Annotated in this window: 10 protein-coding genes; 2 read left to right on the forward strand and 8 right to left on the reverse strand. The window is 60.6% G+C overall.

Features of this window, described 5'->3' with window-relative positions:
* Positions 1-11 precede the first annotated feature (11 nt).
* Complete coding sequence (pepN, locus tag BLU25_RS02240; protein WP_016780740.1) at positions 12-2,669, forward strand: aminopeptidase N; 2,658 nt, start codon at positions 12-14, stop codon at positions 2,667-2,669.
* A gap of 121 nt (positions 2,670-2,790) precedes the next feature.
* On the opposite strand, the gene BLU25_RS02245 is transcribed toward pepN, so the two are convergent.
* The 3 genes from BLU25_RS02245 to alr all read right to left on the reverse strand — a co-directional run bounded on the left by BLU25_RS02245 (position 2,791) and on the right by alr (position 8,257).
* Complete coding sequence (locus BLU25_RS02245) at positions 2,791-4,026, reverse strand: alkaline phosphatase family protein (RefSeq protein WP_016780741.1); 1,236 nt, start codon at positions 4,024-4,026, stop codon at positions 2,791-2,793.
* 92 nt (positions 4,027-4,118) lie between these two features.
* Positions 4,119-6,230, reverse strand: coding sequence for a TonB-dependent siderophore receptor (locus BLU25_RS02250; RefSeq protein WP_016780742.1), 2,112 nt, complete (start codon positions 6,228-6,230; stop codon positions 4,119-4,121).
* A 797-nt stretch (positions 6,231-7,027) separates the two neighbouring features.
* Positions 7,028-8,257, reverse strand: coding sequence for an alanine racemase (gene alr, locus BLU25_RS02260; protein ID WP_016780743.1), 1,230 nt, complete (start codon positions 8,255-8,257; stop codon positions 7,028-7,030).
* 324 nt (positions 8,258-8,581) lie between these two features.
* Here alr and BLU25_RS23690 point away from each other — a divergent pair, with 324 nt between their 5' ends.
* Positions 8,582-9,850 (forward strand): hypothetical protein, encoded by a 1,269-nt coding sequence (locus BLU25_RS23690; protein ID WP_228795868.1) that lies wholly within the window; start codon positions 8,582-8,584, stop codon positions 9,848-9,850.
* Between the two features lie 40 nt (positions 9,851-9,890).
* Here BLU25_RS23690 and BLU25_RS02270 read toward each other — a convergent pair whose 3' ends face one another.
* From BLU25_RS02270 to BLU25_RS02290, 5 genes are all read right to left on the reverse strand, one after another.
* Entirely contained in the window at positions 9,891-10,331 is a 441-nt protein-coding gene (locus BLU25_RS02270) for an EamA family transporter (protein ID WP_016780746.1), read from the reverse strand.
* Positions 10,332-10,380: 49 nt separating this feature from the next.
* Entirely contained in the window at positions 10,381-11,736 is a 1,356-nt protein-coding gene (locus BLU25_RS02275) for an ATP-binding protein (protein ID WP_016780747.1), read from the reverse strand.
* A complete protein-coding gene (locus BLU25_RS02280; RefSeq protein WP_016780748.1) occupies positions 11,712-12,377 on the reverse strand; it encodes a response regulator in 666 nt (221 codons plus the stop codon). The genes BLU25_RS02275 and BLU25_RS02280 overlap by 25 nt, the downstream gene beginning before the upstream one ends.
* Before the next feature lie 75 nt (positions 12,378-12,452).
* Entirely contained in the window at positions 12,453-12,878 is a 426-nt protein-coding gene (locus BLU25_RS02285; RefSeq protein ID WP_016780749.1) for a hypothetical protein, read from the reverse strand.
* Between the two features lie 28 nt (positions 12,879-12,906).
* Positions 12,907-13,671, reverse strand: coding sequence for a COG4705 family protein (locus BLU25_RS02290; RefSeq protein WP_029611391.1), 765 nt, complete (start codon positions 13,669-13,671; stop codon positions 12,907-12,909).
* Between the last annotated feature and the right edge of the window lie 203 nt (positions 13,672-13,874).

Consider the following 13,874-nt stretch of genomic DNA (forward strand, 5'->3'; position numbering starts at 1 on the left):
AGGACTCCAGCATGCGCACCGAACAACCGCAAATGATCTACCTGAAGGACTACCAGGCGCCCGATTATCTGATCGACGAGACGCACCTGACCTTCGAGTTGTTCGAGGACCACACGCTGGTCCATGCGCAACTGCTGATGCGCCGCAACCCGGCCCGTGGCCCCGGCCTGCCGGCCCTGGCGCTGGACGGCCAGCAACTGGAGCTGCTGTCGGTCAGCCTCGACGACATCGAACAGGCGGCTGACGACTACCAGCTCAGCGACAGCCACCTGATCCTGCACCCGACCAGCGAACAGTTCGTGGTCGACACCAGCGTGCGCATCCACCCCGAAACCAACACCGCGCTGGAAGGCCTGTACAAGTCCGGTGGCATGTTCTGCACCCAGTGCGAGGCTGAAGGCTTTCGCAAGATCACCTACTACCTTGATCGTCCGGACGTGATGAGCAAGTTCACCACCACCGTGGTGGCCGAGCAGCACAGCTATCCGATCCTGCTGTCCAACGGCAACCCGATTGCCAGCGGCCCCGACGATGACGGCCGGCACTGGGCGACCTGGGAAGATCCGTTCATGAAACCGGCGTACCTGTTCGCGCTGGTGGCCGGTGACCTGTGGTGTGTCGAAGACACCTTCACCACCATGAGCGAGCGCAGCGTGGCGCTGCGCATTTATGTCGAGCCGGAAAACATCGACAAGTGCCAGCACGCCATGACCAGCCTGAAAAAATCCATGCGCTGGGACGAAGAGACCTACGGTCGTGAATACGACCTGGATATCTTTATGATCGTGGCCGTCAACGACTTCAACATGGGCGCCATGGAGAACAAGGGCCTCAATATCTTCAACTCCAGCGCCGTACTGGCCCGCGCCGAAACCGCTACCGACGCCGCGCACCAGCGGGTCGAAGCGATCGTCGCCCACGAATACTTCCACAACTGGTCGGGTAACCGCGTGACTTGCCGCGACTGGTTCCAGCTGTCGCTCAAGGAAGGCTTCACGGTGTTCCGTGACTCCGAGTTCTCGGCCGACATGAACTCGCGCACCGTCAAGCGCATCCAGGATGTGGCTTACCTGCGCACCCACCAGTTCGCCGAAGACGCAGGTCCCATGGCCCACGCCGTGCGCCCGGAGAGCTTTATCGAGATCTCCAACTTCTACACCCTGACCGTTTACGAGAAGGGTTCGGAAGTAGTGCGCATGATCCACACCCTGCTGGGGGCCGAAGGATTCCGCAAGGGCAGCGACCTGTACTTCGAGCGCCATGATGGCCAGGCCGTGACCTGCGACGACTTTATCAAGGCCATGGAAGACGCCAACGGTGCCGACCTGAGCCAGTTCAAGCGCTGGTACAGCCAGGCAGGCACGCCGCGCCTGGCCGTCAGCGAGCACTACGACGCGCAACAGCACACCTACAGCCTGACTTTTGCGCAGAGCTGCCCGGCAACCCCGGACAAGGTCGAAAAACTGCCGTTCGTGATTCCGGTCGAGCTGGGCCTGCTGGATGCCAGGGGCGGCGAAATTGCCCTGCAACTGGCTGGTGAAACGGTCGCATCCGGCACCAGTCGCGTGTTGTCGGTGACGCAAGCCGAGCAGACCTTCACCTTTGTTGGCGTCAACGAAAAACCGTTGCCATCCCTGCTGCGCGGTTTTTCGGCACCGGTGAAGCTGAGCTTTGACTACAGCCGTGACCAGTTGATGTTCCTGATGCAACACGACAGCGACGGCTTCAACCGTTGGGATGCCGGCCAGCAACTGTCGGTGCAGGTGCTCCAGGAGTTGATCGGCCAGCATCAACGTGGTGAAGCGCTGGTCATGGATCAGCGTCTGGTCGAGGCGTTGCGCACTGTGCTGGGCAATGACCAGCTGGATCAGGCAATGGTCGCTGAAATGCTGTCGTTGCCGGGTGAAGCCTACTTGACTGAAATCAGTGACGTGGCCGATGTCGAGGCGATCCATACCGCCCGCGAGTTTGCTCGCAAGCAGTTGGCCGATAGCCTGTTTGATGCCCTGTGGACGCGTTACCAGGCCAACCGCGAAGTGTCCAAAACCACGCCTTATGTGGCTGAAGCCGAGCACTTTGCCCGCCGTGCCCTGCAAAACATTGCGCTGTCGTACCTGATGCTCAGCGGTAAGCCGCAAGTGCTGGCAGCGGCGCTGGAGCAGTTCGAGCACAGCGACAATATGACCGAACGCCTGACGGCGCTGGCGGTGCTGGTCAACTCGCCTTTCGAGGCGGAAAAAGCCGCGGCACTGGCCAGTTTTGCCGAGCAGTTCAAGGACAACCCGCTGGTCATGGACCAGTGGTTCAGCGTGCAGGCGGGCAGCACATTGCCCGGTGGCTTGCAGCGTGTGCGCGAGTTGATGGAGCACCCGGCGTTCACCCTCAAGAACCCGAACAAGGTACGCGCCCTGGTGGGTGCGTTTGCCGGGCAAAACCTGATCAACTTCCATGCGGCGGACGGTTCGGGCTATCGCTTCCTGGCGGACCTGGTGATCGAACTCAATGGTTTCAACCCACAGATTGCTTCGCGGCAACTGGCGCCGTTGACCCGCTGGCGCAAATACGACGCGGCGCGACAGGCGCTGATGAAGGCTGAACTGGTGCGTATCCGCGACTCGGGAGAGCTGTCCAGTGACGTGTTTGAAGTGGTCAGCAAAAGCCTGGCGTAACGCGGGATCAAAAGCCCCTCTCCCGGAGGGAGAGGGGACTGACCGCACGCGACTTCAAGAACACCGCCAATCAGCTCCTTCTCCCTGCGGGAGAGGGTTGGGGTGAGGGCCGGCGCCTATTTCAGTGCGCCTTGTCGCCCAGGATAATCAAGCGCGACACCGGCACTTGATGCACAACCACCGTGTAATTGACGGGGCCTTCGAGTGCCTGCGTCCCGGTGTCGACATACGCCTGTTGAGTGTCCTTGAGCGTGGCGATAGGCTCGCCGTTGCGATAAATCTGCACCGGCGTGCCGGTGGGCCGGTCCGCGTGCCAGGTCAACTTCACGTCTGTCCGGCCGGGTAGCTGACGCACCGTCAACTGCCTGGCCCCCACCGGCCCGGTCAAGGGCAATCCATCCATCGAATATTGCGCGGCAGCGGGCAGGGCGCCCAGGTGGGCCAGTAGGGTCGGGGTTATGTCTGCCTGGCTGGCATAACCGTACAGGCCTTTATGGGCGGGGTTGGTCGGGTGGGCGATGGGGGCCGTCAGTTGTGCGTTGCCGGGTTTGTTCAGGGCAATAAAGGTGGTTTTCTCACTCAGGGTCTGTTTGCCATGGTCGTGGCCGTCGGGCAGGCGGCGGCCGTGATCAGGGGCGACAATTACCAGCCAGTCTTCCTGCGGGTGGGTGACTTGACGACGGCTCAATGCTGCCAGTAACTGGCCCACATGGTTGTCCACGCTCTGGATCGCCTGCTGATAGGCAGGTGAAAACCCGTCCCTGTGGCCTACCGTGTCGGTTTCGTCCAGGTGCACGAACACCAGGTCCGATTGGCCGTGCTCAAGTTCTTCGCCGGTCTTGTCGGCGACGCACTGGTCGTCTTCGGCACAGTCGACGGCGAGGTCGATATAGCCATTGGCAATGTCATCAGTGAAGTTGTGGTTAATGGTATTCCAGCTGACGATGCTGGCGGTTTTACGCTGGGGGTCTGCGAGCTTGAGCTGCTTGAACACACTGGGGGCCTGGTTGCGCCATTCATCGTTGTTGGACGGGACTTTATGCCGGTCGACCCAACTGCCGGTCAGAATCGTCGTCCAGCCCGGGCCGCTGCCCGTCGTTTGCTCGGTGGTTGTGCCGTCGATGCCGCCCACATAGCTTTTGGCCAGTTGCAGCCGCGCCAGGTTGGGCGCCATGCCCTGTTTAATGGCCTGGCGCAGTTTTTCGTATTGCAAACCGTCCACGCCAATCAGCAGGGCTTTGTGGGGATTGGCCTGGGGGGCCTCAGGTGGGGGGAGTGGCGCGGCGTGGGATACCGCGCCGCAGGTTATCAGGCCCAGACTGAAAGCGAGGGACAGCGCAACAGTGGCGTGGCTCATGGCATCTCCGCGACGTGGCATTGGTTGACGGCTCCCAGCAGTTTAGACAACCCCTGGTTATTGTCCCGACACCACATCCGGTTTTACCCCCTCTAGAACTTCCAGCTCACCGATGCCGTGACGTTACGCGGTGCTCCGTAATTGCTCTGGCCATAGCGCACGCTTTGCAGGTATTTCTCGTTGGTCAGGTTGTCGAGGTTGAGCTGGGTACTCCAGTGCGGATCGATATCGTAGCTGGTCATCAGGCCCACCAGGGCATAGGCGGCCTGGTTTGCCGCCGGGGTGTCGTCATTCTCGACCTTGCTCTGCCACTTCAGGCTGCCACCTACTTTGACCTTGGGCGCCATCGGCAGTTTGTAGGTCATGGAGGAGGTGAGCGCATTGCGCGGGATAAATTTGCGCCCGCGGTTGTTGTCGGCATCGGTGATGTAAACATAGGTATAACCGCCGCTGACTTGCAGGCCTGGCGCCAGTTCGCCAGTAGCTTCGAGTTCTACGCCGCTGCTTTTGTACGACATGCCCTCATACAAATAGCCGCCCAGGGAAGGGTTGAAGCCTGCGTAGGTGGCGACGTTGTCCTGTTTGGTGTGGAACACCGCGGCAGACACGTCGAGGCGCTTGTCCAGCAGGTGCCCCTTGATCCCGGCTTCGTAGCTTTTGCCTTCCAGCGGGTCGAGCACCTGACCCTGGGTGTTGAGGTAGTACTGCGGGTTGAAGATTTCGGTGTAGCTGGCGTACAGCGAGTACTGCGGAGTGAGGTCATAAACCACCCCGGCGTAAGGCGTGACCTTGCCATGAATCCTCACGTCGCGCCCCGAACCGTAGTTTTCACCGTCGCTGTCGGCGCTGAGCATGCGCGCACCGGTGATCAGGTGCAGGTCGTCGGTGAGGCTGAAACGGGCACCGGCGTAGAGGCTTTTCTGACGGTCGGTGAAGTCTGACGTGGCGTCGGCGTTGGCCATGTTGTAGGTGGGCTTGGGAATGACGCCGTTGAGGGCATCTTCCAGCGACACCGGGGTGTAGTAGGACGAGGTGCCGTACAGGGAGGTTTCCCGGGTGCGTGAGCGTGCCACGTTGGCGCCGACGGTCAATTGGTGCTCGCGACCGCCCAGGCTGAAGGGGCCACTGAACGAGAGGTCGCCATCCAGTTCGCGGGTCTTGCCCTTGTAATTGGACGCCAGCCCCGTGTAGCCGGTGCTGGAGGTGCTGTCGCCATAGATATAGAACATGTCGGTGTCTTCGCGATGCTCCATCGCAGTCACCGTCAGCGTGGACTTCCAGTCATTGGCGAAGTTGTGTTGCCACTCGGCAAAGGCGTGGCTGGTGCGCACGTCCCAGTACACCCAGGGCTGCGAAATATTGGCGCTGGTGCTGCTGTAGTGCAGGGCGTTGCCGCTGCTGTCGGTCAGGGGCAATGCGCCCCAGCTGGCACCGTTGGCGTTGCTTTTTTGCTCTTCGTAGCCGACGGTCAGGGTGTCGTCGTCAGTCAGGTCGAAGGCCAGCAGGCCACTGAAGATGTTCTTTTCCCGGGAGTAGCGGTCCAGGTATGAGTTACCCACTTCGTTGGCATAGATCAGCCGGCCGCGCACATTGCCCGAATCGGTCAGCGGCCCGGACACATCCAGGTCGACCCGACGCTTGTCCCAGGAACCGGCGCTCACGCTGACCTTGGCCTCGGGTTCATAAGTGGGCCGTTTGCGGATGAAGTTGACCGTGGCCGAGGGGTTGCCGCTGCCGGTCATCAAACCGTTGGCGCCGTGCAGGATATCCACCTGCTCATAGGGTGCGGTGTCGATATCGCCCACCAGCACCCCGCCGGCCAGGCCCATGCCCATGCCGTCGTACTGGAAATTGGTGATATCGAAACCGCGGGCGGTGAAGTAGGTGCGGTCGGTTTCGACCTTTTGCACATTGACCCCCGGGGTACTGTCCATGATATCGCGAATGCTGTTGAGCTTGAAATCGTCCATCTGCTCGCGCTTGATGCTGGAAATGCCCTGAGGGGTCTGCCCGGCGGTGAGATTCAGGCGCGTGGTCGTGGCACTGGGTTTGGCTTGATAGCCTTGCGGCGCTTCATCGTCTGCGGTGGAGGTGATGCTGGTGGAGGGCAGATTGAGGGTGTTCTCTTCGGCAGAAGCCGTGTTGAGAATCCCTAGTGCGACAAGCGTAAGGGCAGACGTAGGAAGGCTGAACAGTGAGCGCATGATCTGCGAATACTCCGGCAGGGAAATACGTAAACGAGAATTAGTTACAAATAATTACATTTACGCAAATGATAATCAATGCCGTTAACGTATCTTTACTGTTTGTTGCCAAACCGTTGTGACGGCCTTTCGATCTGCTATTGATCTGGTTTTTGATCTGGCTTTTGATTTTGATCTACTGCCCCATCGGGAGGCCGAGTGGAGGTTCTGCCAAGGGGGCGGCCGAGCTGTTTGAATGCAGGATTTGTTACCGACATATTTCCTCTGTGGGAGCCGGGCTTGCCCGCGATGCAGGCACCTCGTTCTATCTGGATGACCGAAGTGCTGCCATCGCGGGCAAGCCCGCTCCCACAAGGGATGGGTGTTGTTTGAAATTTTTGCTTTTGCTGTTGCCACTCGATTGTCCAGGCGACGCGAATGCCCATAACAGTGCCCGAGTCAAGGCAGAAGACTCGATAGCCAGCTTCTTGGCGTCCGCTGCAGGGAGACAGGCCCACCAAAAAGGCTTGCCCCTGGCGTCCGGCCTTCGCTGCGCTCAGGTTCCCTCGTGCAGGTTAGCTCCGTGGGTACGCCGCCACGGGCCATCCCTGGCCCATCGCGGCTCTCCCGGCATCCATGCCGGGAGGCCCACTACGCAGAACCTCCTCTCGGCCTCCCGATGGGGCGGTAGATCAAAATCAAAAGCCAGGGCCAGATCAAGATCAACAATTCTCCGCTTTTAGGGGGGGTGACTGATGCCCTGAAAATCCCGACGGGTATCAAGCATTACCTCACGTGGGCGGCCGAGAGGTTGTCGGTCACTTATCGATCAGCACCTTGGGGTTGGAGTTGCCCCACACCGTATAAAGGTCGGCCAGCAATGCACCGTTGATGTCTTCAACTTCCGCCTGGCTGATTTCGGCCTTGCCCTGTTGCCCGAACAGCACAACCTCATCGCCGCTTTTCACATCCGGCGCGTCTGTAACATCGACCATCAGCGTATTCATCGACACCTTGCCCACCACCGGCACACGATGGCCGTTGATCAGCACGATACCCTTGTTGGTGAAGGCGCGACGGTAGCCGTCCGAGTAGCCCACGGTGATGTTGGCCAGTTTCGAGTCACGGCCCAGGGTCCAGGTGCGGTCGTAGCCCACGGTGTTGCCCTTGGGGTAGCTGTTGACCGAGGCCACATGGGACTTGAATTGCATCACGCGCTGGTAGTCGGTGTGCGACGGCACGGTGTCGCCGAACAGGGCGCCGCCCGGGCGAACCATGTCCAGGTGCGATTCGGGCACTTCCAGGGTGGCGAACGAGTTGGCCGCGTGCAGGGTGATTTTGCTGCGGTCAAGCTCGGCCACGCTCATCAGCCATTGCGCCTGCTCGTTGAATGCCTTGAGCCCGGCGCGCACGTCGTCGGCATCTTCAACGGCAAAGTGGGTCATGATCGCGCGCACCTCAAGGTTCGGCACCTTGGTGATGGCGACGGCGTCGCGGCGGCCCTCGGCGGTGGTCATTTCCACGCCGTTGCGGCTCATGCCGCTGGAGTTCAGGCCCAGGTGAACCACCAGCGGACGGCCGTGTTTTTCGGCGATCAGGCTGGCTTTGACGGCGAAATCAAGGTTGCCCACCAACTCTTCCATATTGTATGGCAACGCTGCTTCCAGCTCGCTGAGTGCTGCCGTGCGCACGCGGATCAGTTGGCCCTTGAAGCCGCTTTCGCGCACCACACGGGCTTCTTCATTGCTGGCCACGCCTACGCAAGGCACACCGGTGGCGATGATCGAGGGCATCAACAGGCCGATGCCATGACCGTAGGCATCGGCCTTGAGCACGGCGCAGATTTTCGATTTGTCACCGACAGTCGCTTGCAACACGCCAATGTTGTGCACGAACGCAGCTTTGTTGATCTCGACCCAGGCGTTGCTGTCTTGTGTATTGACCTGGGCAACGCCGTCAACCATCGACAGGGGCGGTGCCGCGAACGCCGGGTTTTGCAGGAGAGCCATGCCCAGGGAAAGGGCGAGAAGGGTACGGGTGAAGGGCATTTGTGCAGTTTCCATACGTTATTTTTTTAGGGGGGGCAGGGTGAAGCGCGGCAATACTAGAACCCGCCTGTAGGAAAAGTCACTCCCTCGGCCGCAGATCTGTCTGAAAGTGTCGTGGTGCAATAGGGCACGCGTTAGTCAAGCGTAACGACGTCTTCCAACCGGCATGGGCGGGAACGCTGTGTGGGCAGTGGGAACGACACGATTTGTAGCCGTTTATTGGTGGACTGGGCAAGGCAGGTTAGGTCTATTATTAGTTAACTGGCACCTGCAGGATGGGGTGTCGATTCACGGTAACCGGTCTGCCAAGGTCAAACCCCAGCCATGAGCAAGCTTGATAAATCCCCTTTGAATCTGCAGGTGCAAGCAGGTTTTTTTCTATGGTTTTGCCTGCTGCTGGCGCTGTTTGCAGTACCCAGGGCTCAGGCGGCAGTGGTCGAAATAACCGCAGTGTTCTCGCCGGATCCGACCAATCCGAATGTCAACGAGTTCATTAACACCACGCCCACTTCCGGGTTGTGCCTCACGTTTCCGAGTATGTGCAAGCCGCCGCTGTACAGCATCCGCCTGGGAGTGGAGCCCACTACGCAGTACGCCATCCCGGCTAACCCCTCCAGTCTTCGGGACAGCGCAATGTTCAAGGTCCCAGCGGATACCAGAACCGTTCAAGTGACCAGCCCATCGGGGCAAACGGCCGAAGTGGCGTTTTCCATTACGGCTTTCAGCGCGACTATCAGAACGAATCCGTACGTAAACACAATAACCGGTGTCAATTCAGGACCGTTTTTAGCCCATGATGCTTTGTGGGGGCAGAACTGGTCTTATTATGCGGCCGCCCCCTGCACACTTGGGGCTCAGATGACTGCCCTCTCTTATCTGGATGCAGATTTTTTCTGGTTTACACCTGTGCAGCAAGCCTGTGGCAAGCTTCCGAAGTTTGAAATCCCCTGGTTGCGGTTACGCAATACCAGCGTGGCTTACAGGATGACTACCCCGGACCCGCTGAGCATGGAAAGAGGCACCTACGTCGGCTCCATCACCTACTCGATTGGCCCTAATGGCGACTTCGATTTTGGCGACAATCTGACCACCAGTGAAACCGAGGTCACGTTCAATTTATCCCTTGATGTGCAGCACACGCTCAAGTTCCAGTTTCCGGCCAACTATAGTCGCATCAGCCTGTACCCGGCAGGTGGCTGGCAACAATGGCTGGACCGCGGGCGGCGCCCGGAAGCACTGGCAGCGAGCCAGGTCTTCAATATCTGGACATCGACGTCATTGAGCGTCGAGCTGCAATGTGAATACACCGAGGCCTCGGGGTGCGGTATACGCAACCCCGCAGGCCATACGGTCGCCGTGGACACCCGGATAACCCTGCCCAACGGCCTGCGCGATGCCTCCAGTCAACCCGTGAACCGCTATCTGTTGACCACAACCCCGACCATTTTTTCACCGAGCCACTATGTCGACAATGGCGCTGCAACATTACAATTCAGCGTTGAGCGCGATCAGGTGGCCAGTATGATCGCCGATCATTCAGGCAGCACCTATAGGGGCACCATCACCGTGATCTTTGACAGCGAACTGCACTGATGAGGGGGGCAAGCCTGGCGGCCGCCAACGGCAGAATAGCCTAGCGCCGCCACGCCAGCACCACCACGCCCACAGTGATCAGGCCGATCCCGGCCCATTGGCGGATGTCGAGCTTCTCGCCCAGAAAGGTCACCCCCAGCACGGCGACAATCACCACGCTGAGCTTGTCCACGGGGGCTACCAGCGACGCCTGGCCCAGTTGCAGAGCCCGGTAATAGCAGATCCACGAGGCTCCTGTGGCCAGCCCCGACAACACCAGAAACAAATAACTGCGTGCCGAAATCGAGCTCAGCGACTGGTACTGGCGCGTGGCATAAAGGATCCACGCCAGGCTCACCAGCACCACCACGGTACGCAGTAAAGTGGCAAAGTCGGAATTGATGCCGGTAATGCCGATCTTGCCGAAAATGGCCGTCATGGCGGCAAACACTGCCGAGAGCAGCGCCCAGAAAATCCAGGATGAAAGCAGAGGTGTGCTCATAAGGCCTGCTGCGGTGGTGGTTGGGAATGGCGCAAAGCATACGCCAGCTTTAGCCCCTGGCGCAGGGGAACCAGAGTGAAACACACAGCCCGCGCCGGCTGGTTTCATCAGTAAAACCCAGTGCAACCCTGGCGCCTACCCGCTCGGCAATCGCCCTCACGATCGACAGCCCCAGCCCGGAGCCCGTTTCACCCGAGCCCAGGGTACGGTAGAACGGGTCGAACACCCGATCGTGCTCCTCGACGCTGATGCCAGGGCCCGAATCCTTGACCTGCAGGCATACACAGGTGTCGGTCTGTGCCAGGCACAGGTCGATGGTGCCGCCTGCTGGGGTATAGCGGATGGCATTGTCCACCAGGTTCTTGATCAGGGTGAACAGGTCCATCGGGTTTATCAGCAACTGCACATCTGCGCTATCTTCAACACCGATATCGAGGTGTTTTTGCTCGGCCAGTGGCAGCAAGTCTTCGAGCACCCGCCGGTACACCGCGTGAACCCCAATCCGGGCTTGCGGGCGGGGAACGGCGGCCTGGGCGGCGGCCAGGCTGAGCAACTGATCAATCAACTGACGGCTGCGCTCAATGCCCTGGCACAAGGGCAGCAGGCGTTCGCGTGCCGACACCTGCAAGGAGCAGGCGGCCAGCCGCTCGGCTTGCAGGGACAACGCTGTCATGGGCGAGCGCAGCTCATGGGCGGCATCGGCGACAAAGCGCCGCTGGCCGTCCATTGCCTGAGCCACCCGGGTCAGTAAACGGTTGATGGCCACCACAAACGGGCGTACTTCGGCAGGCAGGTGCTGTTCGTCAATCGGGTGCAGTAACTGTTCGCCCCGGCGGTCGATTTCAGCAGCAAGGCTGGCGATAGGGCGAAACAGTTTGCGCACCAGATCACCGACCACCAGCAGCAATACCGGGAACAGGATCAGGAACGGCAGCAGACTGCGCCAGGCACTTTCGCGGGCGTCCTTGTCGCGCGCGCCCACCTCCTGGGCCACGGCTATGCGCTCGCCGCGGCTTGTGCTGTGCACCAGGACACGAAAGGCTTCGCCACCGACATTAACCGTGGCCAGGCCATCGACCAGGGTGGCGGGCAGTGGCAGTGGCAGGGTTTCGTCACCATTGGCCAAGGCCTGGCTGCCGTCAGCCAGGTGCTGGATGATGACCCGGGACTCTTCGTCATCGCCCTCCAGGGCCGGGCCTTCGGGATAATGCAGGGTCATGTGCTGGCGGTCATACAACATGGCCACCTGGCGCAGGGTGTCGTCCTGCAGTTCATGCGCCTCGTCGAGAGCCGAAACAAATACGAACGCGCTGGCTGCCACGGCCACCAGCACAATGGTCAATGACAGGGCCAACGACAGCCTGAGCTGGACCGATTCGCTCAGGCGCTTTTTGAAACCATCCATCCCAGCCCCCTGACATTCCTGATGACATGGCTGCCCAACTTGCGCCGCAAGGCGTGGATCAGGAACTCGACAGCGTTGCTTTCAACTTCGTTGCCCCAGCCGTACAGGCGCTCTTCGAGTTCACTGCGCGACAGAATCGCCCCGGGCCTTACCAGCAGAGCCTGCAACAGGGCGAATTCACGGCTGGAGAGGGCCACGGCGTGGTGTGCTGCGGTGCTGGCCTGCTTGTACACCAGGTCCAGCGATACGACGCCATTGCCAAGCACGGGCACGGCGTTGCCGCCCAGGCGGCGCAGCACCGCGCGCATGCGCGCCAGCAGTTCGGCCATTGCAAATGGCTTGAGCAGGTAGTCGTCGGCGCCACCGTCCAGGCCGCGCAATCGGTCATCCAGGCTGTCGCGGGCGGTGATAATCAGCAGCGGCACCGGGTTGTTACGCGCCCGAATGCGGGCCAGTACCTCAAGGCCGTCCTGGCCGGGCAGGCCGAGGTCCAGTAGCACCAACGCGTAGGTGTGCGTGGCCAGGGCACTGAGGGCGTGCGCGCCGTTCTGTACCCAGTCAGCGGCATAGCTGGCATCCGTCAGCGCACCCTGTATCGCGTCGCCAATCATGGGGTCATCTTCGACCAGCAATATGCGCATGTCCTTCTCCATCAAAAAGCCAGTGGCACAGATCCAAGTGAAGCATCTGTGCCGATATTCGCTGGCGTTTTGCGCTTATGCGCCACCTTTGAGGTTGTCAAAGGCCTTGAGCAGGTTGTCCATTGCCAGCTTGCAGTCTGCGGGGTTGGGCGTGCTGGCGCGCAGGGCTTCCAGGGCCCGGTCGATGGCCTTGTCCAGCACATGCCAGTCGCTGGCCGCGCGTGGCTTGATGCCGGCTTCGGCCGCATCCCAAGCGGTTTCCAGGTCCTTGATGCGGGTTTTGGCCGCCGTCAGATCGTTGTTCGCCACCAGTGCCCCGACCTCTGCGGCAATGGCATGAAACTGCGACAGGTCACCCAACTTCGAGGCACTCGGGTTCTGGCTGGCGCTGACCTGGTGAGTCGGCGCGTCGGCGGGTTTGGAGCAGCCGGCGTTCAGGCCCAGAACCACGAGTGTGGTGGCCAGGGCGAAGTGACGGATAACGCGGTGTGCATGGCGCATGGGGATGTCCTTGATTGACGGTGAAGGGTTACTCGGTGATCGCCTTGCGGTTGCTGCCGGCATTGAGTTGCGCGGCGCCGACCAGCAGCACGATCACGCACAGGAACAGCGCGCTGGTCCAGCTGGCGCCCATGCCCAGCCCGCCGTAGGTTTTGGCCTGGGTCAACAGGTCACCCAGGGACGCGCCAAACGGTCGGGTCAGGATGTAGGCGATCCAGAATGTCAGCACCGCATTGGCGCCCATGCGCCAGGCCAGTAGCGTGACCCCTATCAGCGCCGCGAAGATCACCGCGCCGAGGGTAAAGCCCAGGCCCAGGGCCTCGGTGGCCAGATCCCCTGCCGCAGTGCCCAGGGCGAAGGTGCAGAGCACCGTGGCCCAATAGAACAGCTCGCGCCGCGCAGTGGTGATATCGCGGATCGACAGGCTGCGCTCGCTGCGATACCAGAGCGCAAAAGTGACCGCCAGCAGCAGCGAAAACAGCGCCGTGCTGGTGTACAGGCTGACGTCCAGCTTGTCGGTGAGGATATCGGTGATCTGGGTGCCCACCACGCTCACCAGCACCACGTTCAGCCAGTAGAGCCAAGGGGTGCAGGCGCGGGTGCGCAATTGGCAGAACAGCGTTACGGCCAGCAGCATGGCCATGCCGAGGCTGGTGGGGCCGGCACCGAACCCGGCATCGACGGCCAGATAATCGGCACCTGTTTCGCCCACGGTGGTGGACATGATTTTGATCACCCAGAAGGACAGGGTCACCTCGGGCACTTTGTTCAGCCAGCGGGCTGCGTTGTTCATGGTCTTGACCTCTGCGATATGGCGCGTTGTGTGGCGCAGGGCAAAGGTACGGTGCAAGACTTAGCCGGGACTGAGCCGGCACGCATCTGTAGAGCCGGCGCTGAGAAAAAATCGTCAAATAAACGGTGAATGGGTGTGATCGTGTGAGGTGGATCGCCTGCGATGCAAGTGGAGCATTCGCGTTACAGCTTAGGCAATAATCA

Origin of the sequence: Pseudomonas fragi, assembly GCF_900105835.1 — a bacterium.
GTDB lineage: Bacteria > Pseudomonadota > Gammaproteobacteria > Pseudomonadales > Pseudomonadaceae > Aquipseudomonas > Aquipseudomonas fragi.